Genomic DNA, 25,580 nt, shown 5'->3' with positions numbered 1-25,580 from the left:
CGTTTTCATAGCGGGTTATATCTTCTGCGTCTATAGATATTGAGCTAATTGTTTGTTATTCGTCATTAGCTGTAATCCTTTTTGCAAATAAATGACTGTCAACTAACTTTGAAACACCGGTATTATTGAATGGATGACTAGCAAAATAAAAAATTGTTTAATATTTTTAAATTTAAAATTTTTTATTCAAATCATAGTAGTTAATTCAATTGAGTTAAATATTAAATAAATTTTGTTCGAGCTAAAAATTCACTAGATGAAAAGTAAAAAAGGAGTGGTTTATTAACTTTTTTAGGCAAATATCATTATTGGAAACTTCCCAACCTAAAAGTATTAAGGTTTTAACTAAAACTTTTATTTAATAGTTTGTGGAAAGTTAATTGTTTATATTCATTCAATTTTATTTGTTGTTATTGAGCCTATTCTGCAAACATTATTTTTGGGTAAGTTGGAATTTTAATTATTTTATAAGTTTTTTTATTTAAAAGTGTAAAGATATGGATTTGAATTCATTATCAGGTACTTTTAAATATTATTAAAGCATATATGGATTAGGTACTTTTTCTCAGCAATTAAGTTTTAGTTTATCTATATGATTTTGCAAATTAATCAAATACATTTAATAAAAAACAGATAGCTTTAAGCTATCTGTTTTTTAAGATGAAATTTTATTTTTTATCTTTTTTGTCATTGGTTTTAACTGGTTTTTTAGCAGCCAGTCCCAATGACTGATTCCATTTTACCGGGTCTTTTACCAGATCCAGAGCAGATTTTAACTGAGCATCTTTTGCTGGGTTAGGTTCACGTCTCGCCAGCCAGTCTTCTTCATCCTTTTTCTTGCTATCTTTTTTATCAGCAGTAATTGTACCTTTATTGGTTTGATTTTCGTCTTTACCAGTTTTAACTTCCTTGGTACTGTCTTTATCCGAATCTTCGTTAAGCTGATTTACAGGTTCACTGGCAAAAGCCGGAGAAGTGGTTTTTTTCTGACTGCCTTCTAATCCTCCTTTTACCTCCTTACCACCTAACGGGTTACTCAGATGTCCGCCAAGATCAGCTTCGCGGCTTTCAAATTTTCGGTTTTTATCTTTTACTTCAACATCAGGAACGATACCCTGTGCCTGTATTGATCGGTCATTAGGAGTGTAATACAGCGCAGTTGTCAGTTTAACCGCACCACCATTTGATAGAGGAATTACTGTTTGTACCGAACCTTTGCCAAAGCTTTGTGTACCTACAATTACAGCACGTTTATAGTCTTGAAGCGCACCGGAGACAATTTCAGAAGCAGAAGCGGTACCTGAATTTACTAAAACTGTAATCGGTATGGTTTTAATTTCTTCAGGCATATTTACCAGCGGATCATTGCCTTTAACTACATAATCTTTAGGAATAGCTTTTAATACCATACCTTCTTTTTTATCACGGTTTTTCGTGCTGACAACTTTTACTCCCGGTTTCAGGAATACTGCGGATACACCAACAGCACTGTTTAACAGACCACCCGGATCATCGCGTAAGTCGAGTACCAGACCTTTCAAAGGCTGTTTGTTCTGTTTTTCCAAATCTTTAATAGCATCAGCCAGCAGACTTACAGTATGTTCCTGAAACTGAGTAATGCGCACGTAACCGTAATCAGGTTCCAGAAGTTTGTAACGTACACTTTTAACTTTAATAATTGCTCTTGTCAGATGTAATACAATTGGCTGTGCTTCATCTTTACGAGCTAAAGTCAGAGTTATACTGGTTCCCGGTTTACCTCGCATTCTTTTTACAGCTTCGGTAGTGGTCATGTTGCGAGTTGATTCGCTGTCAATTTTAACGATGTAGTCACCGCTTTTGATGCCGGCACGATCAGCAGGCGTGTCTTCTATAGGTGCCACAATTTTTATCAGCCCGTCTTCAGAGCTGATTTCCATACCGAGGCCGCCAAATTCACCTGTAGTGCTTTCCTGTAAATCTGAGTAATCTTTAACAGTCAGATATTCAGAATGCGGGTCAAGATTATTGACCATCCCTTTCATGGCACCTTCAAGAATAGTATCGTCAGTTTTATTCTCAACATAATTGGCTTTAATTTGTCCATAAACTTCCGCCATGGTATGCAGAGATTGTACCGGTAAAGCCTCGGATTTCTCATTGGCATAACTCTGTATGCTTAAAGTGAGAATGACACCGCTGAAAGCACCCAGTGTATATAAAGCAGCTTTTTTTAATCTAGATTTAGCCATTATTACTATTGTTCTTTCTTATAACGACATTAATTCAGGATATCAATAACCTGTTTATAGCAGGTTATGATGAAAATTCAAAATCGGTCAGAGTGTACACTATAAAATTATTGAAAGTAATAGCAAAGCATAATATGTGTTAACGCAACCATGATAATGGATTCATTGCCTGATTATGATAACGAATTTCAAAATAAAGTCCGTTCTGACCGTCCGGTAATTTACCACTTATACCAATGGTTTGACCAGAGCTAAGAATGCTACCGGCAGAAACATTGACGGAGGACAAGCCTGTGTAAATGCTGATATAACCTTCACCGTGATCAATGATAACGGTATTGCCGTAACCTTGTAAAAAAGCAGCATAGACCACATTACCATTAGAAATGCTGTGCACAGCCGCATTGTTACATGAAAAAAACAATCCTTTCCAGATACCGCCATTTGGTCTGTTTTCTCCAAATTTTCCTGATATGCTGCTGTTAACCGGTCGGGGAAGGCGTCCCTGTTTCTGTGCAAGACCTTTAATAAGCGGTGTTTTAATATTTTCTGTAGCCTGTAAAGCTAAATCTTCTGCAGTTAAGGTAGAAGGCGGTCTGGTGCTGTCTGTATCATTGTTACCAGCATCGTTACTTGGAGTAATTTGTGGCTGACCTGTGTTTTTCGGTTTGATGGTTTGTTTAGGAGGTTTAGGCTGAGTCTGAGCCAGACGACGCATTGTTGCCTGAGCAGAAAGACGGCTTAAAAGATTGTTCAATCGTTTTTCATCAGCCTTTAATGATTGTAATTGCTTATTCTGTACTTGTAATTGTTGGTTTAATACACTGGATTTGCTTTGCTGAATAGTATGTTCATTACGCAGTTTGTTAATAAGCTGCTGTTGTTTTTTTTGTAGCGAAGAAAGTTGTTGTTGCTGAATATTGATAGCCTGTTGCTGTGCATTCATCCGCGATTGTTGTTCACGTAAACGTTGAATGACCTGCTCATTGGCTTCATTTAAATAACGGATATATTGTAACAAGCGCCCTTTTTGGTCGGAGCGATCCTTTATTAGCATCAAATATACGCTGTTCGGCTGACGGTTACGGTAATGTGCGTTAAGTAAACGGGCTATCTGGGTCTGAGTTTCTGCAATCTGGGTACGGGTTTTATCCAGATTGGTTTGCAGGGTTTGTAACTGCCGCATACTGGTCTGTTGCTGTTGCTGAATGCGGTGAAGCTCATTTTTTGCCTGATTAAGCTGCTGGTCTGTTGCAGCCATTGAGGCATCAATTTTTTTCTGTTCAACCGTAGTTTTACTGATCTGGTTTTGTGTTGCTGAAATAGCCTGGTGAACCTGTTTCAGTTCACCAGTTGGCTGTTGGATTTTCTGATTATTGGCAGCGATAGCCAAAGAGAAAAGGGTACTGCACCATATCAGAATGAGACAGAATAAAGATTTCATTATTTATCTGTGAATTCAATCAGGTTCTGCCCCGTCATTTCTGCAGGCGGAGTCAGTCCCAGAGCAGTTAAAAGAGAAGGCGCTACATCTTTAAGCGCTCCGCCTGAACGGATTGTAGCCTTACGCCCTATATAGATAAATGGGACCGGTTCAACTGTATGTTGTGTGTGAGGTTGCTGATTTTTTTCATCATACATGTGTTCACAGTTACCGTGATCGGCAGTAATAATCACTTCTCCGCCTACAGAAAGTGTTGTTTCAACAACCTGTGCAATACAACTATCTAGTGTTTCTACTGCTTTTATAGCGGCGTCAAGTGAACCGGTATGTCCAACCATATCACCATTGGCAAAGTTACAAATAATAACATCATGGCGATGATGTTTCAGACTATCAATAATTTGTTCAGTAATGCCGACAGCACTCATTTCTGGCTGTAAATCATATGTAGTCACTTTGGGTGAAGGAATCATAATCCTTTCTTCACCAATATAAGGTTCTTCCCGACCACCGCTGAAAAAATAAGTTACGTGCGGGTATTTTTCTGTTTCCGCTATGCGGAGCTGGCTAAGACCCTGTCCGGCCAAAAATTCTCCCAAACCATTATTTACAGGTTGTTTTTCGAACATTACCGGATTGCTGAATTGTGTGCCGTAAGCAGTGATAGTGGCAAAATAGCCCGGTTGTACACGATACTTGCGTTTAAATCCATCGAAATCAGCAAAAGTAAGAGCTTGAGTTAATTCACGTGCGCGATCAGCGCGGAAGTTGAGAAACAGAATGGCATCACCATCTAGCAGCCCTGCCTGCGGGCTGACAATGGTAGGTTTGACAAATTCATCCTGCTCGCCACGGGCATAAGCAGCCTCTAATGCAGTAACAGGGGAATCAGCCTGGTAGGGCGCATCTCCGAATAAGGCATTATAAGCAGCTTCAACGCGATCCCATCGATTGTCTCTGTCCATGGCAAAAAAACGTCCGACAAGGGCACCGCATAATATCTGAGAATGCTGTTGCATATATTGTTGCAGGCGTTGCAGATAGGGACGGGCACTTTGCGGCGGAGTATCACGCCCATCAAGAAATGGATGGACAACAATTTTTTGCATGCCGGCAGCTAGTGCGGCATCTATAACTGCAAAAAAATGTTCTATATGGCTATGCACACCACCATCAGAAAATAAGCCCAGCAGATGTACAGTATGATTCGGATTATTCCATGCCTGTTGCAAAACCGGATTTTGTTCAAGAGTATGGTCTTCAATAGCCATATCGATTCGGGTAATATCCTGAGGTACAACTCTGCCTGCACCAATATTCAGGTGACCCACTTCTGAATTGCCAAACTGGCCAACAGGCAATCCGACCATTCGTTCTGAAGCATCTATCGTGCCATAAGCATAGTACTGACGATAGTTATCGATATAAGGAGTATGCGCCAGTAAAATTGCATTGTCATTTCCTTCGGCACGATGGCCGAAACCATCCAGAATTAAAAGCACAACAGGTTTAATTAATGACACAATTGACCTTTCTGTGATGGCTGTCTTTGACTCAGTCTGCCAGTATTAGCTGTTTTGATAAAATTTTAAAAACCGGATAAAACAATCCGGTTCGGAGTAAGATAGAATTATAGCGAAAAGCATACGCTTGAGAAACTGTAAAACAGACCCAATTTAACGACAAATTAATTTATATAGTCTGACATCATTTTCATGGATAAGCACAATATGGCTGCACAACAAAACGCTCCGTCCGGATTCTCTCTGGCCAATCATTTTCTGATTGCTATGCCGTCAATGGAAGACCCGTTTTTTAAAGAAAGCGTGATTTATCTGTGTGAACATAGTGCAGACGGTGCTATGGGTATCATTGTAAATAAACCATCACCGATTATGATGGATTTACTGTTTGATTCTGCTAAAACCCCTACACCGGAACGTTTTCACGGACAAAATGTTCTGATGGGCGGTCCGGTTCAAGTAGACCGTGGATTTCTGGTACATACTCCGACAGGTTCATGGGAAAGCAGTTTGCTGGTAACTGACGAAATAGCCATGACTACTTCTCGCGATATTATTCTGGGGCTTACACAGGAAAATGAAGTGGATAAAGCTGTAGCTACTATTGGTTATTCCAGCTGGACTGCCGGACAGCTGGAGCAGGAGCTAGCAAATAATAGCTGGATAACCGTGCCTGCAGATAACCAGATTTTATTTGATATGCCTTATAAGCAACGTTACAAAGCTGCTTTGCAGTTATTAAATATTGATATTGCCAATCTGAGCGTATTGGTGGGCCATGCCTGAATCAATCCCTTCTCCCCTAAAGCGTGGCACTGTACTCGGATTTGATTTCGGAAGCGCACGGATAGGAGTAGCCGTCGGTGAAGCTGAGCTGGCGAGTGTACATCCGTTGGAAACTATTACTGTTATCAGTAATGAACAGTATTTTAGCCGTATTAAAACTTTAATAAATGAATGGCGGCCACAGGTGCTTGTAGTAGGTCTTCCCACTCATGCAGATGGTGAGGACGATGAAGCTACTGCTCTTTGTCGCCGTTTTGGTAACCGTTTACATGGTCGTTTTAATTTACCGGTATACTGGGTAGATGAGCGCTGGACATCTGTAGTCGCCGAAAGTTTGCTAAATGAAGCTTTAGTTTTTGGGAAAAAGCGTAAACAAATACTGGATCAGGTTGCAGCACAGGCAATTCTGGCAACTTTTTTCAGTACCGGCGCATGTATGGTCAAACTTGATTAAATTTTCAAGTGTATTTTAAATGAATCTAAATATCGGGTTACTGATAACGCAGAACTTATAACTACAAATACTGTTTTATTATTTCGATAATTTTTAGACTGCTTTTTCAATCAAGTATATTTTTCATTTATTTTTCAATTTGTACTTATTATTGCTTAAAATCTTAAACAAACATTAAATAACAAATTATGGTTTTATTTTATCATAACTAAAGATAAACTTAACCGTAGAAAAATAATCAGTTTAATTAGGCAGGGATAAATAATGAGCACAGACATCTTCACGAACATTAATGCTATTGAGGCTAAAACAAAAGCTAATATTTTAGCCGAGGCGCTACCATATATCCGGCGATTTTCCGGTGTGACAATGGTAATTAAGTATGGCGGTAATGCAATGACTGATCCGCAATTGAAAGAAAGTTTTGCTAAAGATGTCGTATTGCTCAAACTGGTGGGAATTCATCCGATTATTGTACACGGGGGCGGGCCGCAAATTAATGAGCTGTTACAGAAAGTAGGGAAAGAAAATCAATTTATTCAGGGTATGCGGGTGACTGACAGCGAGACCATGGATATTGTTGAAATGGTGCTTGGTGGTTGTGTTAATAAGGAAATTACATCTTTACTTAACCTGCATGGAGGGCATGCAGTCGGAATTACTGGCCGCGACAATCATTTTATCAAGGCCAAAAAATTGTTTCTTACCACTTCTGATAATGAAAAGCAAGATATCGGACAGGTAGGTGAAGTTGAAGAAATTGATACAGCTCTGATTCAGGAAATGGTGGAACATGGTTATATTCCTGTAGTGGCACCTGTTGGGGTAGGTGAACATGGTGAAGCATTTAATATCAATGCAGATGTGGTAGCCGGTAAGCTGGCAGAAAGTCTGAAGGCTGAAAAACTGATTATGCTGACCAATACAATCGGTGTACTGGATAAAAACAATCAATTATTAAGCCGCCTTACGCCATCTGATATCAATGCATTAATTGCTGATGGTACTTTACAAAATGGTATGCTGCCTAAAATTAATGCGACTTTGCAGGCTGCTATGCATGGCGTTCATAATACTCATATTATTGACGGACGTGTTCCACATGCTCTCTTGCTTGAAATTTTCACTGATAAAGGTGTCGGGACCATGATTCTAGGCCAGAATGAACGGGCTGAATAATTTGAAATGAAAACTTCTTACTAATAATTATTATTGTGTAATTAATAATTTAAACAACTTGTAACCATAAAGTTGTTTAAAAAGCTTGACAGTAAAATTACAGTCGCTATAATCTCGCCTCATTCCCTGATAGCTCAGTCGGTAGAGCGACGGACTGTTAATCCGCAGGTCCCAGGTTCGAGCCCTGGTCGGGGAGCCAGATTTTAAAAGCACTCAGTTTACTGAGTGCTTTTTCATTGACTATGCCTACAATCAAATTTACTTTCCAACTTTAATCAGCTTCACATCAAATATCAGAACACTGTTAGCAGGAATGGCACTTGTCGGGCTATGTTCGCCGTAAGCAAGTCGGGCTGGTATATAGAATGTGTAGTCACTACCTTCTGACATAAGCTGCAATCCTTCAGTCCATCCGGGAATCACGCCATTAAGCGGAAATGTAACCGGTTCATTATTACGCTGAGCTGTGCTATCAAAAATAGTCCCGTCGATTAACCGACCTTCATACTGAACCGTTACCATATCAGTAGCTTTGGGTTTTTTACCGGATCCCTCATGATTAACTTTATACTGCAAACCTGATGTAGTGGTTTTTACACCGGAAACATTTTTATTTTTGGCCAGAAACTCCTCTCCTGCACGCTGCGGGTTTCGGGTAGCCGAAGGTGCAGTTGAAGCTGCTACCGGCTCACTGCTGTTATTTTTATACCCATTATCAGCAAAGTTACAGGCCGATAAAACCAGTGCAGTAGTGATTCCCAGAGTAGTTAAAGACAAGTGTTTCATAATTTCTCTTTTAGTATTTAAAGGAGAGACAATTATAGCAGTCATCAGCAGAAAAGCATTTTCTTATCTGCTGTTTTACTGGTAGTTTGTTATTGATTTGATATCTGGAAATTCAGTTTTTTAAATACATAATTTATCTGTAACTGTTGTCTTTCTGATATATTCTTTTTCTATTTACATTATTATACTAACTTTAATAATGCGGTAATAATCCGACCTGAATAACAGTTTATGGTTAAAAATTAGTGATTAATATAACAATAAGAAATTTATATTAACCTGAATTGTTGTTCGGTTCGGTTAATTCCTGATACAGACTAAAAAACACAACTATAATTTTTTATGCTATATGGATTTTCTGATGTCAGAATTAAATTTTAAGGGTATGCTTCATACAAGTGTTATTGAAAGTTGATAATAACTTGACATTATATGGTTTGAAGATTAGAATTGCACTTCATAAGAAGATGTCACTTCTGAAAAATCTTTTATTAATGTCTTTTGTGGCAGAATTAAACCAAATCAACTTTCAATAAAAACCTTACCTGTCTTTGGCAAGTATTTTGCAACTTAAAGACTGGTAACTGGAATTATTATGAGTTTTCTGACTCATTTTATCTTCGATTCTAATAAATAAGTTCATTTATATCTTTATGCACGTTTCTGAATTACAAAATCTACATGTGTCTGAATTACTGGGCATAGCTGAAGAGTTTGGTATTGAAAATGCCAATCGTTTGCGCAAACAGGATCTGGTGTTTGCTATTGTGCGCATTAAAATGAAGCAGGGAGAAGCGTTTACCTGTTCCGGTACGCTGGAAATTCTGCCTGATGGCTTTGGCTTTTTGCGTAGCATGGATACATCTTATCTGGCAGGCCCTGATGATATTTACGTCAGTCCGAGTCAGATACGGCGTTTCAATCTGCATACTGGTGACACGATTGAAGGCAGTGTACGTGTACCTAAAGACAATGAACGCTATTTTGCGCTGGTTCGTCTGGATAAAATTAATGGAGACGATCCGGATGTATGCAAACATAAAATCCTGTTTGAAAATCTGACACCATTATTCCCTGATCGCCAGTTTGTGCTAGAGCGGGATATTCGTTCCGGAGAAAATCTTACTGGACGTGCAATTGATCTGATTGCACCTATCGGATTTGGTCAGCGCGCTTTGTTGGTAGCTCCGCCGAAATCTGGTAAAACAGTGATGCTGCAGAATATCGCACATGCGATTACAGCTAATTATCCTGAAGCTGAACTGATTGTTCTGCTGATTGATGAGCGTCCTGAAGAAGTTACGGAAATGACTCGTTCAGTTCGGGGTGAGGTAGTATCTTCTACTTTTGATGAGCCGGCTACCCGCCATGTACAAGTGGCTGAAATGGTGATTGAAAAAGCCAAGCGTCTGGTAGAACACAAAAAAGATGTAATCATTCTGCTTGATTCAATTACACGTCTGGCGCGTGCTTACAACACAGTTATTCCTGCATCCGGTAAAATTTTAACTGGCGGTATTGATGCAAATGCACTGCATCGTCCAAAGCGATTCTTCGGTGCAGCCCGTAATGTGGAAGAAGGCGGTTCACTGACCATTATCGCAACTGCTCTGGTAGAAACCGGTAGCCGTATGGATGATGTAATTTATGAGGAGTTCAAGGGAACGGGCAATATGGAATTGCATCTGGATCGGCGTATGGCTGAAAAACGTCTGTTTCCGGCAATTAATATCAATCGTTCTGGTACTCGCCGTGAAGAATTGCTGGTTTCTAATGAGCATTTACAAAAAATGTGGCTGCTGCGGAAATTCTTGCATCCAATGGATGATATTGAAGCAATGGAATTTATCATTGATAAGCTCAAGCAGTCTAAAAATAATGCCGACTTTTTTGATTTAATGCGCGGCAAGTAAATAATTTTTTTTAAAACTAGTATCAACCGTGTTTACGCTTAGTAGACACGGTTTTTATTTTAAAATCTCTGAATATAGTGGGTGATTTAATAATGATATGCTATTACCCAGATAAATCAAGGTATTTGGAAATGAAAAATAATAAATAAAAACCGAAAAGAATTTTTAATCTTTTCGGTTTTTATTTTACTGGCGTTGTATTCAGATACGAAATCTGACTGCTTAGTTAATAATGAGATAATCAACTGCTAGGAGCATTCCCATTAATAGTATAGATGTATTTTTTCTACTTATAGCTTAAGCTCATGTACGTGTACACCATCTGTGTCTACAGCTAGATAGCCGCCGTAATTATCAGCCCAGTCCTGTATGACATAACGTTTGAAAGGTTGGTTGTTCAACTGTAATTCATGTACGGCCGGACGATGAGTATGACCATGAATCAGTGTAGGCAGAATAGGTTGAATATGGCTACTCATCAGTTCATTAATGGCTTGTTCTGTTACATCAGAAATCTCACTTTTACCTTCATTATTTTTACGTGTTTCACTCATCTGACGGATTTGTCCGGCTAGTAAACGACGCTCTTCAATAGGTTTACTTAATACTGCCATTTGCCATAAAGGATTGCGGGACTGGGCACGGAATTGTTGATATGCAATATCGTCAGTGCATAATTCATCCCCATGCATAATAATATATTCATGCTCGTAAAGGTTTATTTGCTGAGGTGATGTAAGTAGTTGTATTCCGGTTTCTGCAGCAAATTTTTCACCAATCAGGAAATCCCGGTTACCATGAATGAAAAAAACTGGTGTCGCAGAAGAAAAAGATTTTAACTGAGATTTAATATGACGAATGAAATCACTATCATCATCGTCACCTATCCAGACGTCAAAAAAATCACCTAATATGTATAACGCATCGATATTTCCTTGCCATTGTTGCAGGCAGCGTTCAAATAGCTGATTTAAAGGCGGCGTCTGTTCAGAAAGATGTAAATCAGAAATAAATATTGTTGTGTTGTTCATGGTTTGTATCTGGAAGTATCAGGCAAAAAATTCAGTATAGCGTTGCGGATCAAAACCAACCAATATTAATTGATTTTTTACCAGAACTGGTCTTTTAATCACTGAGGGGTGGTTTATCATTAGGCGAATGGCTTCATCATCATTACTTAAAGCAATTGTCTGTTCATTGTTACTTAATTTCCGCCATGTTGTACCTTTACGGTTAATTAATGTTTCTTTAGGTACTTGTGTAAGCCAGAACTGGATATCGGTTAATGTTGGCGGTGTTTTCTTAAAATCGATAAATTCAGCGTTAATATGTTGATCAGCCAGCCATTTGCGGGCTTTTTTGACAGTATTGCACTGACTGATACCATAAATTTGTATACTCATTGATGAAAGCCTGTTTGCGGAAATAAGCTGTTATTATACCGTTTTGCTTATATTTGCTTAAAGTGTTGGTTTTATGTCGATTGAGCGTTTTAAATTGTTTCTGACCAGTGAAGGTAAACTGCTTGCGTTGCTAATCCGGCATATTGGCAGTATGCTTTAATCAGTATAGATTTTATTTTATAAGGAATACCGGGATGAAAAAAATCAGTGTATTAGCCGTTAGCCTGTTACTGGCTGCCTGCGGTGGTAAGCAAGAGGCGAGTAATCACAATTTTACTGAGGCGATAGATAACTTTGCTAAAAATGAGAAGGTTTGTCTGGCGGTTAATCTGATGCTGGATAATGCTCAGGGAGGTATGAATAATACGGTTGCACTTGGTAATAAAGAAATACGTATTGCCAGAAAAAATAGTGATGGCGATAAAGTTAATAAAACTGCTTTAAAGCAAATGGATATTTTAACTGATGCAGACTTGTATGAAAAAGGTAAGGATGCAGCTCTGGTTGTTAATGGCGGAAAAGATATACCGCAGGCAGTGTATTACCGTACAAGTAAAGGTGAGGACAATGTGCAAAATACAGCTCAGGGAAGTATGCTGTGCCTAGGAACACAAAAAGTAGATAAAATTGTGCTCTTTACTGAACCTACCCCTGCAAATGGAATGACTATTTCCAAGGTAGTTTATGATGCAAAACTGGTACCTGAGAAATGGGCTGAAAAATTATTGAAAACTACCGATGAAAACTGGTGGAAGTCTATGCAGGAACCTCAACGTCGTGCGGCTGTATTGGTTTTAACGGATAAAGGTTGGAAAGACGAACGGGCACTACGTTAGCAATCAGATATTGTTCGGCTTAGGAACATCAGTTTGTTAGCTTTTCAAATTCCATTTTTGATTGCCGTATAGATAAACCTAATTTTGTAGGTAAATTTTAAAATCATAAAAAACTCCAGAAATAAAATATTATTCTGGAGTTTTTTAATTAATTAGAGGAAAACAATAGTAATTTAATCTTAAACTACAGCTTCCTCTTTCCGTTTTGGCGGCTTAACCAGATTTTGCCGGTTCAGTCCAAACATCAGTAATAACGGACTCGCTACTAATACTGATGAGTAAATACCAAACACAATACCAATTGTTAATGCCATTGCGAAACCATGCAAAGCAGCTCCGCCAAATACCAGCATAGAAATGACCATTGCTTCAGTAGATCCGTGAGTAATAATGGTACGGCTCATGGTTGCGGTAATGGCATTATCTATGATTGCCGGAACGCTTTTACCACGCATATGTGGTTTACGGAAATTTTCACGGATACGGTCAAAGACAACTACTGACTCATTAACTGAGTAGCCAAGCACGGCAAGTACGCCTGCAAGTACGGTAAGAGAAAATTCCCAGTGAAAGAGGGCAAAGCAACCCAGAATAATTACTACGTCATGCATATTGGCAATAATAGCAGAAACAGCAAAGCGCCATTCGAAACGCATGGATAAGTAAATAATGATGCCAATCACAACCATGCCTAAAGCCAGTAAGCCGTGAGTAACCAGTTCTTCGCCCACTTGCGGCCCGATGAATTCAACCTGACGTAAACTTACACCTTCCTGATGTTGTTTAAGCAGGTCCATAACTTGATTGGACAATTGTGCTGAAGTCATATTGGCTTTATTGGGCAGACGAATCATGATTTGTTTATTTGTGCCCAATGCCTGTACTTGTATTTCTCCAAGTTTTAATCCATCCAGTTCTGTACGGATTTTATTTAAATCCGCACTCTGTTTGAATTCCACTTCCATTACAGTACCGCCGGTAAATTCTACAGAAAAGTTCAGCCCGCGAGTAACAAGAAAAAATACAGCCAGAATAAAAGTAATTAATGAAATCGCCGTTGTCAGCTTACCATAGCTCATAAACGGGATATCACGTTTTATTTTGAAGAATTCCATAATTTATTAAGCCTTACTTTTACCAGTGGCAGCTTTATCTGCAATCCAGATGTGGCCGATAGAAAGTGTTTTCAGTTTGCGTTTGCGACCATACCACAAATTAACAAAGGCACGAGAAACCACTACTGACGAATACATAGATGTAATAATACCCAGACAATGTACGACAGCAAATCCGCGAATAGGGCCTGAACCGAAAATCAGTAACGCCAGACCGGCAATCAGTGAAGTGATATTAGAGTCTACAATAGTATGCCAGGCGTGATCGTAACCTGCATTAATTGATATTTGTGGTGTATTACCATGACGTAATTCTTCGCGGATACGTTCATTAATCAATACATTCGAGTCAATCGCCATACCTAGTGTAAGAGCAATTGCCGCTATACCCGGCAGTGTCAGAGTAGCCTGCATGGCAGACAAAATAGCGATCAGGAACAACAGATTGCATGACAGGGCAATTACTGAAAACAGTCCGAACATCCGGTAATAAAGCATCATGAATATGGCTACTACTACAAATCCCCATAAGGTGGAATGAAAGCCTTTGCTAATATTTTCTTTACCCAGAGACGGGCCAATGGTTCGTTCTTCGATAATTTTCATTGGTGCAGCCAGTGAGCCGGCACGCAATAGCAATGCGGTATCATTGGCTTCAGCAATACTCATACTTCCTGAAATAATGGTTTTACCGCCGGGAATAGGTTCATTGATTACCGGTGCGGTAATCACTTCTGCCTTACCCTGATCGATAAGTACCATCGCCATACGTTTACCAACATTATTGCGGGTGAGGTCAGCAAAAATGCTGGCACCTGTACTGTCAAAATTTACGCTTACACCCGGCAATCCCCGGTCGTTAAAGCTGGCCTGAGCATCATTAATATTGTCCCCAGTCAGTTCAACCTGTTTGCTGACCAGTGTAGGTGCTCCGTTACCGGCAGATGGCAGTAGTTCAAATCCATCTGGATTGTGTCCTTGCAGCGCCTGCTGATACAGATTGGGATCATCACTTACCATTCGTACCTGTAAAGTTGCAGTACGGCCAATGATATCTTTAGCTTTAGCAGTATCCTGAACGCCCGGCAGTTGTACGACAATCCTGTTCGGTCCGGCCTGCTGTATAACCGGTTCAGCAACACCCAGCTCATTAACACGGTTATGCAGGGTATTAATGTTCTGGGTCACTGCATCTGTACGAATTCTGGTCAGCGCAGTGTTACTCAGGCTAACTACCAGACGGTCACCATTCTGAGTTAGTGTTGCATCATTAAGATATTTTTTTAATCCGGATATTGCAGTGGAAGCATCGTTTGCAGATTGGAAAGGAACAACCAGTGTCTGTCCGTTTTTAACAATATTGCCGCTGCGGATTTGTAGTTTGCGCAGCTGACGACGGATATCTCCGGCATAGCTGTCAAGTGTTTTATCAACGGCTGAATCCATATCCACCTGCATGGTAAAATGTACACCACCACGCAAATCAAGACCAAGAAACATTGGTTTGGCATGAATTTTTTCCATCCATTCCGGAGTATTGGCCAACAGATTCAGAGCTACGATATAGCCTTCGCCGAATTTAGATGCAATCGCATCACGTGCTTTAAGCTGAGTTTCAGTATCACTGAAACGCACTTTCAGGCTGCCATCAGTAATGAACATACCCTGATGCTGTATGTGTGCAGCTGCCAGAGCCTGTTTAACTGTATTTTCAGTTTGTTCATCGATAGTAATGGCCTGCCGGTTGGTAGAGATTTGTACTGCCGGTATTTCGCCAAAAAAATTGGGAATGGTGTATAACAGACCCAATACTATTGAGACGATAATAAGCAGATATTTCCATATAGGATAACGATTCATATTTGCTGCCTTGTTGCAGACTGTTGTTCTTCAGTTAATAAAAGAAAGAAAACAAACAAAGGCCGCAACTGAAAAGTTGCGGCAGGATTACTGATTTTATTCTGGTGCCTTACCACTGATGGCATTGCGTTCAAATTCAACTTCTACTTTAGGAGCAATTTCTAAAGTGAAATATTGTTCATTTACTTTAGTGATTTTGCCAACTATTCCAGCCAGAGTAACAACTTTATCGCCTTTTTTCAGTTCGGTTAGCATTTGCTGGTGTTTTTTATGTTTGCTTTGCTGCGGGCGGATAATCAGAAAATAAAAGACAACAAGAATTAATAAAAGTGGGACGAATTGCATAAGGCCACTCTGTGAACCGGCAGTGTTGGCAGCATAAGCAAAATCAATCATGGGGTACTCCGTATGATTAAGGTAAATAACGCTATTAAACCAGTTATTGTAATCGGCAATGATAAATTTATCCAGCTTTGCACTATTATGCTATTAAGATAGAACGTTTAATTAATAATTTTTACTACATTAGATTTAATTCAGCCATTGATGTTATTTTTTCAGCAGTAACAATAAAATGATCCAATAAACGAATATCCAGCAGATTTAAAGCGGCTTTTATTTCTCTGGTAAATTGAATATCGCCATTAGACGGCATAGTAGATTGTCCTGGATGATTATGTGCCAGAATAATTGAGACTGCGTGGTGTTTTAAAGCTGCTGTAGCAACTTCGCGAGTGTAAACCCGTGCTTCATTGATGGTACCGCGAGCCAGTTCAATGGTTTGCATAAGCTCGTTACGCTGGTTCAGAAGTAAAGCTACACAAACTTCCACTTTTTCATGGCCTATATGTAAACGCAGGAAATCAGCCACTACAGCCGGCTGAGTAAAAATAGGGCGGCAATAAATTTTCTCTGCCAGCATGCGTCTGCTTATTTCTCTAATTACTGCAAACTGGGTATAACTGGCAATGCCCATACCGTGATACTGACAAATTTGCTGACAATCTGCTTCAAGCAGTGCGCGCAGACTGCCCAGTTGAGAAATAAGCTCTCGTGCCAGATCTACCGCACTTATACCCCGAGTACCTGTACGCAGCAGGATTGCGAGTAGCTCGGCATCACTTAGCGCTGAGGCGCCCAGATTAAGAAGTTTTTCCCGAGGGCGATCGTTTTGCGGCCAATGCTTGATGCTCATTATTACGATTATGTGAATTAAAGGACATAATCATAATATAGCTATGTAATAAAATAAATTGGTTTGAGAGCATATTCGGATTACTGATTAACTTAAAAACAGTTTAATCCGCCAGGTTAATTAAAGTTCATTTTGTTTTAGTATGGTAGTGCTTATAAGCATCTTTAAAATGAATCTGTACTATCTCACTTGGTTTTTTATCACATAAACTAAAAATAATGATTGCAATTGATGCAAGTATGAATCCAGGGATGAGTGAATACAGATTAAACCAATTAAAATTGATCCACAGCAATACTGTGACAGCACCGGTAATCATACCGGCTAATGCGCCGTTTCGTGTCATACGTGACCAGAATACGGAAAAAATAATAATCGGACCAAATGCAGCCCCAAAACCAGCCCACGCATGGCTCACCAAATCCAGAACGCTGTTATTCGGATTAATTGCCAGTAAAATGGCAATCACAGATACTATAAACACCATTATTCGTCCAATCCAGACCAATTCTTTCTGTTTTGCTTTTGGACGGAAAAATGCACGATAGAAATCTTCTGTCAAAGCGCTTGAGCAGACCAACAGCTGGCAACTTAAGGTACTCATCACAGCAGCCAGAATTGCAGCGAGAATAACACCGGCGATCCATTGATTGAAAAGTAATTTAGATAACTCGATAAAAATCCGTTCATGTTTTCCATTGCTGACCAGATAGCTTAATTCTGGATGGTTGGCAAAATATGCTATTCCGAAAAAGCCGACGGTAATGGCACCGGCCAAACATAAAATCATCCATGTCATGCTGATACGGCGTGCATTTTTCATTACTTCATGCGAATCAGCAGCCATAAATCTGGCTAAAATATGCGGCTGCCCGAAATAGCCCAACCCCCAGCCTAGCAATGAGATTATGGCAATAAAATCCATATGGGCAAAAAGGTTGGTATAGTCCGGATTCAGGTTTTCAATATGAATGAGTGCATCAGAAAAACCACCGGCATTAATGATTACCATTATGGGGGTTAAAATCAGAGCGAACATCATCAGACTTGCCTGAATGGTATCTGTCCAGCTAACCGCTAGAAAACCGCCTATAAGCGTATAAAGTATAGTTGCACCAGCTCCTGCCAGCATTGCCCAGCCATAGCTCATGCCAAAAGTACTTTCAAATAATTTAGCCCCGGCGACAATTCCTGATGCACAATAAATTGTAAAAAAAATCAGAATAATTACTGCTGAAATAATACGCAGTAACGAGCTGTTATCTTCAAACCGATGGGTAAAATAATCGGGTAAAGTTAACGCATTATGATTGATTTCTGTAAAAACACGTAGACGTCCGGCAATCAATAACCAGTTCAGGTAAGCACCAAGGATTAAGCCAATGGCTATCCAGCTTTGTGAGATACCAAATAAAAATACTGCACCCGGTAATCCCATCAGTAGCCAGCCGCTCATGTCAGAAGCTCCGGCCGAAAGTGCAGTTACTACGCTGCCAATACGACGCCCGCCCAGAATGTAATCACCAAAATTCTGTGTTGACCGATAGGCAAAAAAACCAATTGCAATCATTCCTAAAATGTACACAGCGAATGTGACAATCATTGGCAAGGACATAGTTTTGAAAAACCCTGTGTATAAAAATTGAAATAAAAATAGATTGATTTAAAAAATTAAAATATTCCGCCAAGAATTAGCCGAAGACTAAAATTCATTCCATTTTTTTCGATGTATGTTAAAGATTAAATAGTGTAATGTAATAATTGACCATGCAAGAGAGTATCAAGGTAAAACTGGATTTAACCTGCACGAATTGACAGAGTATATAATAATTGCCAGACAAAGTAATTATTATAATTTGTTTTGGGAAGCAATTACTATTTGCCAAAAACATTTGATTTTATCGTTCAGTTATAAGTGTAGACTCTTTTGAATTTGAATCAGTAAATTGCCATATTTTTTAATCAGCTAATCATTATGATTAATATCATTATAGTGCTTCAACTGTCTATATACATGAATGTTACTATTTTGATTTAATGGTTTTAGCATCAGAAATTCAACTAAATTATACACTGTTAAAGAGTAAAATTAATGGCTTTTTTCTTGTTATGGCTAGGTGAAGCTTAGATAAAATAGAGAACTAAATAAAATTGGTCAATTTTATTGAATCATTATTTCCCAATAGTCAAAGGAAACTATATTTGAATTTAATGCAAGTCTTGCTGGAAAGGTTTCATGGTAAAGCAGAAAACTCAGTTTCAATGTCGCAGTTGTGGTGGAAGCTCACCTAAATGGCAGGGGCGTTGTCCTCATTGTGGCGAATGGAATACTCTGGAAGAAACAACAGTTTTATCTGTATCTTCTTCTGGCAGCCGTTTTCAATCATGGGCATCAAGTGAATCGGCGGTACAGTTACTGGCAGAAGTCAGTGCGGTTGAAATACAGAGAACGCCAACAGGAATGGGTGAGCTGGACAGAGTACTTGGAGGTGGTTTAGTAGATGGAGCTGTTATTTTGCTAGGCGGAGATCCGGGTATTGGTAAATCTACATTATTGCTACAAACAATAGCCTTGATGGCCGAACAGGAATCCGTATTGTATGTTTCCGGAGAAGAGTCAGCTCAGCAGGTTGCTTTACGTGCAAAGCGTCTTGGTGTACATGCAGACAAAGTTCATTTACTGGCAGAAATACGTGTAGAGGCAATTAGTGCAGTTATTGCACGCCAAAAACCCAGAGTGGTAGTAATCGATTCTATTCAGACCATGTATTCTGATGGTATTACTTCAGCACCCGGTTCTGTATCACAGGTTAGGGAATGTGCAGCCCAATTAACCCGCCTGGCAAAACAACAGGGTATCAGCATGTTGCTGGTTGGTCATGTAACCAAAGATGGCGCGATTGCCGGTCCTCGGGTGCTGGAGCATATGGTGGATACGGTATTGTATTTTGAAGGGGAAACTCATTCAAATTATCGTATGATTCGTGCTATTAAAAACCGTTTTGGTGCCGCTAATGAGTTAGGTGTTTTTGCAATGACAGAAAAAGGGCTGAAGGGGGTTTCCAATCCTTCAGCATTGTTTTTATCCAGTTATCGCGATGATGTTCCCGGCTCATGCGTTCTCGTTACTCAGGAAGGTTCGCGCCCCTTACTGGTAGAAATTCAGGCACTTGTTGATGATGCTCATGGTTTTGCTCCAAAACGATTAACTGTAGGGCTGGCTCAGGAGCGTCTGGCCATGTTGCTGGCTGTGCTGAACCGTCATGCAGGTATCGCTTGTTATGATCAGGACGTGTTTCTTAATGCTGTAGGTGGTGTGAAAATTACTGAACCGGCAGCAGATCTGGCTGTGATTCTGGCCATGCTTTCAAGCTATCGTAATCGACCATTACCGGAAAAGCTGATTGTATTCGGAGAAGTCGGGTTATCAGGTGAAATTCGTCCTGTTCCGCGCGGACAGGAACGTTTGCGAGAGGCAGAAAAACTTGGATTTACTCATGCCATCGTACCTGCAGCTAATTGTCCCAAACGGACGGCAGATTTTCCGAGGCTGACTATTATCGGGGTAAATTCGGTACAGGAAGGTGTAGATGCTACACGACGTGATTGATTTTATATTTGCCTTTAGCTGATTAAAAGAATAGGCTTTACATTTGCAAATACCTGAGTATCGTTTAAGAAAATCAAGGAGATAAAATATGTCACAGCCAATTAAACTAATTGCGATCATGGACCTGAAAGCCAATGCCTGGATAAATATTGCTGCTGCGGTTGAGCAATGTGTGGAATTGTCACGTAAAGAAAAAGGAAATGTGTTTTACACTGTTAATAAAGATTTAGATAAGGCTGACCGGATTATATTTATTGAATGCTGGGCTGATGATGCAGCAATTAATGAGCATGGTAATACTGAACATTTTCAAAACCTGATTAAAACAGTAGAACCATACTTGCGAGAACCAATGCAATTAATAAAATTAAGTGAAATTACTGCTTTTTAATTTTACTAAATATATTATCTTTGGTTCTCACAGACTATACCGGCTGAATTTTCAATTTTGATAAACTGATTTTGGCCGGATAAATTGCTATTTCCAGACAGTAATTAACTTCAAATCTGGATTTAATTTTTGGTGACACAAGATGAAAACCGTTTATATCGAAGAACAAAAAGTTGCTTTAGGTAATATTTTTTGTATTGGAAGAAATTACACAGAGCATATTAAAGAATTACATAATGTAAAACCTGAAGAACCCGTGGTATTTATGAAGCCAACTTCTTCTCTGGCTCTGGAGCCTGATGATATTCAATTACCATCCTATAGCTCTGATGTACATCATGAGTGCGAGTTGGTTATCTATATGGCAGAAGATGCTTTTGATGTTCAGGAAAATGAGGCGTTAGATTATGTCGGTGGCTATGCTATTGGTCTGGATTTAACTGCGCGAGATGTACAGGCAGAGTTAAAGAGTAAAGGTTTGCCATGGGAAAAAGCCAAAGGATTTCCTACAGCAGCCTGTTTATCGCACTTTATTCCGCTAACTGAAATTGATGATATTCAGCAACAGGAATTTTTCTTAAAGGTAAATGGAGAGATACGCCAGCAGGGTTATACAAAAGATATGATGTTTACGTGCCGGCAAATTATCAGTTATCTGTCCAGGGTTTATGGTTTGCAGGCAGGTGATATTATTTATACCGGTACACCTGCCGGAGTTGCTGCGATTCAATCCGGTGATGAACTGGAATTAATCTGGCCGGATAAAATCAAAGCTACATTCCGAGTAGCTTAAGCTAGCTTTAGTTGAGCTGAATTTGCATTATTCAGGCGCAATTTTTCATTGCGCCTGAATGCTTTCAGTAAATGATTTTTTAAAATCAACAGATAAGTTTCTTGATAATATTGCTATACAGTAGTGTCTAATAGTTACTGCACCCTTTATAATACCTTACTTTCAAAATTGAAATCTTTTTATGCCAAGCAAACCGTTGTCGCTCAGACTACCCTTTTGGTTAATACTTTATTTTATCTTGTGGACGGTATTACCTTTTATGCTTTCCTCAAGTTATCCCTTAGATGTTCCTGAGGGTATTTACTGGGGACGTGAATGGCAATGGGGATATTATAAGCATCCGCCATTTTCAAGCTGGGTACTCTATTCTTTTTACTATATTTTTGGTCATATTGGTCCGTATATTTTAAGTCAATGTACGATAGCATTGAGTTTATGGCTGGCTTATTTGTTCGGCCGGCAACTGATGAGCAAAAGCCGGGCTTTTATCGGTGCATTGTTTTTGCTGGCAATATTTTATTACACGTGGCCTTCTCTTGAATTCAATCACAATATAGCGCAAATGCCCGTATGGCTTGGTTTAGTCTATATCTTTTATCTGGCTATTCGAGAAAATCGCTGGAAATACTGGTTATTGTTTGGTTTGCTGGCTGGTATTGGCATGCTGGTAAAATATACCGTTGCCTTACTGCTCTTAACTATGGTGTTATATTCATTGTGTACACCGAACCGACGGTTATGGCTGACACCAAAGCCGTGGCTGGCAATTTTGCTTGCTCTGATTGTGTTTGCTCCGAATATATACTGGCTGATAGAGCATAACTGGCTACCACTGACTTATGCTTCAGCACGCTCAGCTGAAGATGCAAACCGTAACGGGCATCTGGCGGCTCTGGGCTATTTTGGGACTCAGCTAATTAATCATTTACCTATTTTATTTATTTTGCTGTTTACCCGTACACGATTGAGTTTACGCCCGTCTGTTCAGGTATTGCGTCAGCGTGACTGGTATTTTCTTTTATGGATGGGATTAGTTCCTACGCTGATACTTGTATTTGCCGGACTGATTTTTGGACTAGGATTACGTGATATGTGGGGTATGCCGATGTGGGGCTTATCCGGACTCATAATCGTGTCTCTGATTCCCGAACCTGTATTTATATCTAAAGATAAATCTTTGCTGAAAGGTATAGCAGTCTGGGCGTTTATTGTTACCATATTGATGGCTGTTTATGTAGGATTCGGAGCCAGAATCCGTCATAAACCTTCTCGGATGGACTGGCCTCAGGCTGCACTGGCCAAACAGGCTGATGATCAATGGCAGGAGTTGTCTTCTTGTAAGCTTGATAGTGTGACTGGTTCAGACTGGGTAGTATTGCTGGTAGCTTCCTATTCAAAATTTGCTCCATCAGTCATGGTTTCCGGTAATTCCGCTTATTCTCCGTGGATGAGCAATAGTCGTTTACAGCAGCAAGGTACGCTGGCATTATGGCCTGCTGATGAACATCCTCAGATACCATGGTTAGAACCTTTAGCTCATCATTCTGAGCTGGTTGTAAAACAAGGTGAGTGGATAGTTCGATGGAATAAATTACCCGATCGAGAGCCTCTTAAGGTAGTCTGGCAGGCATACATACCGAAAAAATGTTTAAAACAACAATGATTTTTTATATTTATATAAAATTAAAAATGATTAATAATACATTTGGATTATCTCAGTTTGCTTTTCTTTTAGGCTGAGAGGTGAATGATATGGATAAAGTTAGCACTGGTTTAAGTATTATTTTGCCGGTATATAATGATGCAGCAGCTATAAATCGCTTTTTGCCTGAACTGTTTGTTTTTACCAGCCGGCAGCAACAGAACTGTGAAATTATTTTAGTAGATGATGGTAGTAAAGATCATCTGACCACATTATTTGAAACGTTTCGACAGCAATTACCAAGTAATACAGCATTGAGGCTGATACAATTTTCGCGTAATTTTGGTAAAGAAGCTGCACTTACGGCCGGATTAGCGCAATCTCTGGGTGAACTGGTTACCATGATGGATGCTGACGGACAGCATCCGGTTTCAGTACTGGAACAAATGCTTGAATTAATTCAGACCAATAATGTGGATGTGGTGGCTGCCGTACAGGCTTCACGTGAACATGAAGGCTTAATAACCCGGATATTGAAAAATGGCTTTTACCATTTTATGCAGGATACTCACCGGTATGAGCTGACACCTAATGCCGGTGATTTCAGACTGATGAAACGTCGTGTTGTAGAAGCTTTACTCAAGTTACCTGAGCGGCAACGGTTTATGAAAGGGTTGTATGCATGGGTAGGATTTTCTACCATTTATATACCTTTTCAGGCCTCTGAACGGCAGGCAGGCAAGAGTAAATTTAATTATTTCAGCCTGTTTGAGCTGGCTTTAATAGGTATTACTTCGTTTTCTCAGCGTCCATTACGCTGGATTTCCAGAATGGGAATGATTATTTCATTCCTGTCGATTGTCTATGGATTGTATATCGTTGCTGATACGCTGTTTTTTGGTAAAGACCTTGCTGGCTGGCCGACACTGGCAGCCGGAATTATGTTTTCTGCAGGGATTCAGCTCGTTTGTCTTGGTGTAATTGGCGAATATATTGGTCGTATTTATGAAGAAGTAAAACAACGGCCGCTTTATCTGGTAGACAAAGTGTGGGACAGTCGCGAAAAATAATGAAATCTGTATCTGCACAGGGCATATGGTTTACTCTGGTAGGAGGAGCTGCTGCTGCTATGCATTTTTTATGTTTGGTGGTGTTAGTCCGATATGCTCACTTTTTACCGATTTTGGCTAATCCTCTGGCTTTTCTTTGCGCTTTTGTTATCAGTTTTACCGGTCATTATTACCTTACATTCAGTCTGACGCGACATACATGGTTTCAGGCTCTCTGGCGCTGGTTATTCAGCTCTATAGCCGGTTTCATGATAAACCAGATTTTATTTATGGCAGGTATACACTGGTTTGGAAATCAGGCCTATTGGTGGTTATGGTTTATTGTTACGCTGATAGTGACAGTTTTATCTTTTATACTGGGTAAATTCTGGGCATTTAATGAAAAGACACACAATGAAACCAGTAATGATTAATGTAGATGATCTGGGTTTATCTGCAGCTGTAAATGAAGCTGTACTTCGTCTGTCTGAGATGGGACGCATACAGGCAAGCAGCTTTATGAGTCTGGGTACCATTCATTCGGATGAGGTTGCAGAATTGAAAAAGCAGCATATTGATATCGGTTTGCATCTGGATTTTACCGGTTTTGCGGGGCTGGGTACGCTGAAACAGGTACTATCTAAATCTTACTTGCATGCATGGCCGGAAAAAATTTTGCAGGATATTATTAATCGCCAGCTAGATGCTTTTGAAGATAAAATTGGTGACATACCTGTTTTTATCGATGGCCATCAGCATGTACATCAGTTCCCGCAGATACGTTCTGTACTACTAAATATAATATTGCAGCGTTATGGAAATACAATAGCAGTACGCAGCACAAAAACTTCTCAGAAAGATATCAAGGCAAAATTAATTCATACCCTTGGTGGTCATGCTCTCGACAGCGCTTTAGATGCGGCTAATATTACGCACAATCATTTCTTTGCAGGTATCTATAACTTTAACGCCAATTTAAAAATTTTACAGCATAAATGGAACAACTGGCTTGGCATGCCTGCTGAACATTCATTGTTGATAATGTGCCATCCGGCAGTATCTTCAGAGCACTGGAATGATGAAATTAAAAATGCGCGTGAATACGAATGGCAATGGTTACAAAGTGAAGAATTTGCGCAATGCTGGCTGCAACATCATTGTTATGGCGTTAACTGGCATAATTTTAAACAATAGCTTTATTTTATACGCTAAAAAAAGTAATACATAATAATGAACTTAATCACGAAGATTTACAGTATACTTGCATTTTTTAGCCGTAGTCATTAGAAAATCAGTCAGCACGTTTACGATTTATCAAGTACACTATCTGTATTGCATTACATCTGGATCATTGGAAATCAGATCGCAGC

At 39.5% G+C, this 25,580-nt stretch carries 23 protein-coding genes and 1 tRNA gene; 13 read left to right on the top strand and 11 right to left on the bottom strand.

Annotated features, from left to right (window positions below; translation table 11 throughout):
* Nucleotides 1–668 precede the first annotated feature (668 nt).
* The 3 genes from H3T75_RS04735 to gpmI form a co-directional block, all read right to left on the bottom strand.
* Nucleotides 669–2,231, bottom strand: coding sequence for a S41 family peptidase (locus H3T75_RS04735; RefSeq protein ID WP_025330644.1), 1,563 nt, complete (start codon nucleotides 2,229–2,231; stop codon nucleotides 669–671).
* A gap of 139 nt (nucleotides 2,232–2,370) precedes the next feature.
* Nucleotides 2,371–3,675 carry a murein hydrolase activator EnvC gene (locus H3T75_RS04730; RefSeq protein WP_198211163.1) on the bottom strand — a complete coding sequence of 435 codons (1,305 nt, stop codon included), beginning with the start codon at nucleotides 3,673–3,675 and terminating at the stop codon, nucleotides 2,371–2,373.
* A complete protein-coding gene (gene gpmI / locus H3T75_RS04725; RefSeq protein WP_198211162.1) occupies nucleotides 3,675–5,198 on the bottom strand; it encodes a 2,3-bisphosphoglycerate-independent phosphoglycerate mutase in 1,524 nt (507 codons plus the stop codon). Before gpmI ends, H3T75_RS04730 begins: the two co-directional genes overlap by 1 nt.
* Before the next feature lie 207 nt (nucleotides 5,199–5,405).
* Here gpmI and H3T75_RS04720 point away from each other — a divergent pair, with 207 nt between their 5' ends.
* The 4 genes from H3T75_RS04720 to H3T75_RS04705 all read left to right on the top strand — a co-directional run bounded on the left by H3T75_RS04720 (nucleotide 5,406) and on the right by H3T75_RS04705 (nucleotide 7,816).
* Nucleotides 5,406–5,984 (top strand): YqgE/AlgH family protein, encoded by a 579-nt coding sequence (locus H3T75_RS04720; RefSeq protein ID WP_198211161.1) that lies wholly within the window; start codon nucleotides 5,406–5,408, stop codon nucleotides 5,982–5,984.
* Complete coding sequence (gene ruvX, locus H3T75_RS04715; protein ID WP_078475554.1) at nucleotides 5,977–6,438, top strand: Holliday junction resolvase RuvX; 462 nt, start codon at nucleotides 5,977–5,979, stop codon at nucleotides 6,436–6,438. The genes H3T75_RS04720 and ruvX overlap by 8 nt, the downstream gene beginning before the upstream one ends.
* Before the next feature lie 264 nt (nucleotides 6,439–6,702).
* Complete coding sequence (argB, locus tag H3T75_RS04710; protein WP_037393422.1) at nucleotides 6,703–7,617, top strand: acetylglutamate kinase; 915 nt, start codon at nucleotides 6,703–6,705, stop codon at nucleotides 7,615–7,617.
* 123 nt (nucleotides 7,618–7,740) lie between these two features.
* Nucleotides 7,741–7,816 (top strand) — tRNA-Asn (locus H3T75_RS04705).
* 59 nt (nucleotides 7,817–7,875) lie between these two features.
* On the opposite strand, the gene H3T75_RS04700 is transcribed toward H3T75_RS04705, so the two are convergent.
* Nucleotides 7,876–8,403, bottom strand: a complete 528-nt coding sequence (locus H3T75_RS04700) for an FKBP-type peptidyl-prolyl cis-trans isomerase (protein WP_232336100.1) — start codon at nucleotides 8,401–8,403, stop codon at nucleotides 7,876–7,878.
* A gap of 653 nt (nucleotides 8,404–9,056) precedes the next feature.
* Between H3T75_RS04700 and rho the strand changes: the two genes are divergently transcribed.
* Nucleotides 9,057–10,316, top strand: a complete 1,260-nt coding sequence (gene rho / locus H3T75_RS04695) for a transcription termination factor Rho (protein ID WP_025330651.1) — start codon at nucleotides 9,057–9,059, stop codon at nucleotides 10,314–10,316.
* Between the two features lie 290 nt (nucleotides 10,317–10,606).
* On the opposite strand, the gene H3T75_RS04690 is transcribed toward rho, so the two are convergent.
* Nucleotides 10,607–11,347, bottom strand: coding sequence for a UDP-2,3-diacylglucosamine diphosphatase (locus tag H3T75_RS04690; protein ID WP_198211160.1), 741 nt, complete (start codon nucleotides 11,345–11,347; stop codon nucleotides 10,607–10,609).
* Nucleotides 11,348–11,365: 18 nt separating this feature from the next.
* On the bottom strand, nucleotides 11,366–11,719 hold the full coding sequence (locus H3T75_RS04685; protein WP_037393418.1) for a Spx/MgsR family RNA polymerase-binding regulatory protein: 354 nt from the start codon (nucleotides 11,717–11,719) through the stop codon (nucleotides 11,366–11,368).
* Between the two features lie 194 nt (nucleotides 11,720–11,913).
* On the opposite strand from H3T75_RS04685, the gene H3T75_RS04680 reads away from it, so the two are divergent.
* On the top strand, nucleotides 11,914–12,555 hold the full coding sequence (locus H3T75_RS04680; RefSeq protein WP_037393417.1) for a hypothetical protein: 642 nt from the start codon (nucleotides 11,914–11,916) through the stop codon (nucleotides 12,553–12,555).
* Nucleotides 12,556–12,734: 179 nt separating this feature from the next.
* Here the strand turns inward: H3T75_RS04680 and secF are convergent, their stop codons facing one another.
* The 5 genes from secF to putP form a co-directional block, all read right to left on the bottom strand.
* Nucleotides 12,735–13,670 carry a protein translocase subunit SecF gene (gene secF, locus H3T75_RS04675; protein WP_025330655.1) on the bottom strand — a complete coding sequence of 312 codons (936 nt, stop codon included), beginning with the start codon at nucleotides 13,668–13,670 and terminating at the stop codon, nucleotides 12,735–12,737.
* Nucleotides 13,671–13,676: 6 nt separating this feature from the next.
* A complete protein-coding gene (gene secD, locus H3T75_RS04670) occupies nucleotides 13,677–15,530 on the bottom strand; it encodes a protein translocase subunit SecD (RefSeq protein ID WP_084551886.1) in 1,854 nt (617 codons plus the stop codon).
* Between the two features lie 96 nt (nucleotides 15,531–15,626).
* Nucleotides 15,627–15,926 carry a preprotein translocase subunit YajC gene (gene yajC, locus H3T75_RS04665; protein ID WP_025330657.1) on the bottom strand — a complete coding sequence of 100 codons (300 nt, stop codon included), beginning with the start codon at nucleotides 15,924–15,926 and terminating at the stop codon, nucleotides 15,627–15,629.
* Between the two features lie 124 nt (nucleotides 15,927–16,050).
* Nucleotides 16,051–16,725, bottom strand: a complete 675-nt coding sequence (gene radC, locus H3T75_RS04660; protein WP_084551887.1) for a DNA repair protein RadC — start codon at nucleotides 16,723–16,725, stop codon at nucleotides 16,051–16,053.
* Nucleotides 16,726–16,852: 127 nt separating this feature from the next.
* Nucleotides 16,853–18,340 (bottom strand): sodium/proline symporter PutP, encoded by a 1,488-nt coding sequence (gene putP / locus H3T75_RS04655; protein ID WP_171991536.1) that lies wholly within the window; start codon nucleotides 18,338–18,340, stop codon nucleotides 16,853–16,855.
* A gap of 621 nt (nucleotides 18,341–18,961) precedes the next feature.
* Between putP and radA the strand changes: the two genes are divergently transcribed.
* From radA to H3T75_RS04620, 7 genes are all read left to right on the top strand, one after another.
* Nucleotides 18,962–20,335 (top strand): DNA repair protein RadA, encoded by a 1,374-nt coding sequence (gene radA, locus H3T75_RS04650; protein WP_198211159.1) that lies wholly within the window; start codon nucleotides 18,962–18,964, stop codon nucleotides 20,333–20,335.
* A gap of 88 nt (nucleotides 20,336–20,423) precedes the next feature.
* A complete protein-coding gene (locus tag H3T75_RS04645) occupies nucleotides 20,424–20,726 on the top strand; it encodes a putative quinol monooxygenase (protein WP_198211158.1) in 303 nt (100 codons plus the stop codon).
* A 142-nt stretch (nucleotides 20,727–20,868) separates the two neighbouring features.
* A complete protein-coding gene (locus tag H3T75_RS04640) occupies nucleotides 20,869–21,519 on the top strand; it encodes a fumarylacetoacetate hydrolase family protein (protein WP_037393247.1) in 651 nt (216 codons plus the stop codon).
* A 259-nt stretch (nucleotides 21,520–21,778) separates the two neighbouring features.
* The gene (locus H3T75_RS04635; protein WP_198211157.1) at nucleotides 21,779–23,182 is read left to right on the top strand and encodes a glycosyltransferase family 39 protein; all 1,404 of its coding nucleotides are present in this window, start codon (nucleotides 21,779–21,781) and stop codon (nucleotides 23,180–23,182) included.
* Nucleotides 23,183–23,271: 89 nt separating this feature from the next.
* Nucleotides 23,272–24,231, top strand: a complete 960-nt coding sequence (locus tag H3T75_RS04630) for a glycosyltransferase family 2 protein (RefSeq protein WP_198211156.1) — start codon at nucleotides 23,272–23,274, stop codon at nucleotides 24,229–24,231.
* Nucleotides 24,231–24,644, top strand: coding sequence for a GtrA family protein (locus tag H3T75_RS04625; RefSeq protein WP_198211155.1), 414 nt, complete (start codon nucleotides 24,231–24,233; stop codon nucleotides 24,642–24,644). The genes H3T75_RS04630 and H3T75_RS04625 overlap by 1 nt, the downstream gene beginning before the upstream one ends.
* Nucleotides 24,610–25,404 (top strand): ChbG/HpnK family deacetylase, encoded by a 795-nt coding sequence (locus tag H3T75_RS04620; RefSeq protein WP_198211154.1) that lies wholly within the window; start codon nucleotides 24,610–24,612, stop codon nucleotides 25,402–25,404. Before H3T75_RS04625 ends, H3T75_RS04620 begins: the two co-directional genes overlap by 35 nt.
* The last annotated feature ends 176 nt before the right edge of the window (nucleotides 25,405–25,580 follow it).

It is taken from the genome of Snodgrassella sp. W8135 (assembly GCF_016101225.1).
GTDB classification, from domain to species: Bacteria; Pseudomonadota; Gammaproteobacteria; order Burkholderiales; family Neisseriaceae; genus Snodgrassella; species Snodgrassella alvi.
Note: the sequence above shows the minus strand (reverse complement) of the source record. Positions and strands in the feature narration are given on the sequence as shown.

Coding starts and splice junctions, on each gene's coding strand:
- H3T75_RS04735 (WP_025330644.1), bottom strand. CDS start 2,231: ATGGCTAAATCTAGATTAAAAAAAGCTGCTTTATATACACTGGGTGCT.
- H3T75_RS04730 (WP_198211163.1), bottom strand. CDS start 3,675: ATGAAATCTTTATTCTGTCTCATTCTGATATGGTGCAGTACCCTTTTC.
- H3T75_RS04720 (WP_198211161.1), top strand. CDS start 5,406: ATGGCTGCACAACAAAACGCTCCGTCCGGATTCTCTCTGGCCAATCAT.
- ruvX (WP_078475554.1), top strand. CDS start 5,977: ATGCCTGAATCAATCCCTTCTCCCCTAAAGCGTGGCACTGTACTCGGA.
- argB (WP_037393422.1), top strand. CDS start 6,703: ATGAGCACAGACATCTTCACGAACATTAATGCTATTGAGGCTAAAACA.
- H3T75_RS04700 (WP_232336100.1), bottom strand. CDS start 8,403: ATGAAACACTTGTCTTTAACTACTCTGGGAATCACTACTGCACTGGTT.
- rho (WP_025330651.1), top strand. CDS start 9,057: ATGCACGTTTCTGAATTACAAAATCTACATGTGTCTGAATTACTGGGC.
- H3T75_RS04690 (WP_198211160.1), bottom strand. CDS start 11,347: ATGAACAACACAACAATATTTATTTCTGATTTACATCTTTCTGAACAG.
- H3T75_RS04685 (WP_037393418.1), bottom strand. CDS start 11,719: ATGAGTATACAAATTTATGGTATCAGTCAGTGCAATACTGTCAAAAAA.
- H3T75_RS04680 (WP_037393417.1), top strand. CDS start 11,914: ATGAAAAAAATCAGTGTATTAGCCGTTAGCCTGTTACTGGCTGCCTGC.
- secF (WP_025330655.1), bottom strand. CDS start 13,670: ATGGAATTCTTCAAAATAAAACGTGATATCCCGTTTATGAGCTATGGT.
- secD (WP_084551886.1), bottom strand. CDS start 15,530: ATGAATCGTTATCCTATATGGAAATATCTGCTTATTATCGTCTCAATA.
- yajC (WP_025330657.1), bottom strand. CDS start 15,926: ATGATTGATTTTGCTTATGCTGCCAACACTGCCGGTTCACAGAGTGGC.
- radC (WP_084551887.1), bottom strand. CDS start 16,725: ATGAGCATCAAGCATTGGCCGCAAAACGATCGCCCTCGGGAAAAACTT.
- putP (WP_171991536.1), bottom strand. CDS start 18,340: ATGTCCTTGCCAATGATTGTCACATTCGCTGTGTACATTTTAGGAATG.
- radA (WP_198211159.1), top strand. CDS start 18,962: ATGGTAAAGCAGAAAACTCAGTTTCAATGTCGCAGTTGTGGTGGAAGC.
- H3T75_RS04645 (WP_198211158.1), top strand. CDS start 20,424: ATGTCACAGCCAATTAAACTAATTGCGATCATGGACCTGAAAGCCAAT.
- H3T75_RS04640 (WP_037393247.1), top strand. CDS start 20,869: ATGAAAACCGTTTATATCGAAGAACAAAAAGTTGCTTTAGGTAATATT.
- H3T75_RS04635 (WP_198211157.1), top strand. CDS start 21,779: ATGCTTTCCTCAAGTTATCCCTTAGATGTTCCTGAGGGTATTTACTGG.
- H3T75_RS04630 (WP_198211156.1), top strand. CDS start 23,272: ATGGATAAAGTTAGCACTGGTTTAAGTATTATTTTGCCGGTATATAAT.
- H3T75_RS04625 (WP_198211155.1), top strand. CDS start 24,231: ATGAAATCTGTATCTGCACAGGGCATATGGTTTACTCTGGTAGGAGGA.
- H3T75_RS04620 (WP_198211154.1), top strand. CDS start 24,610: ATGAAAAGACACACAATGAAACCAGTAATGATTAATGTAGATGATCTG.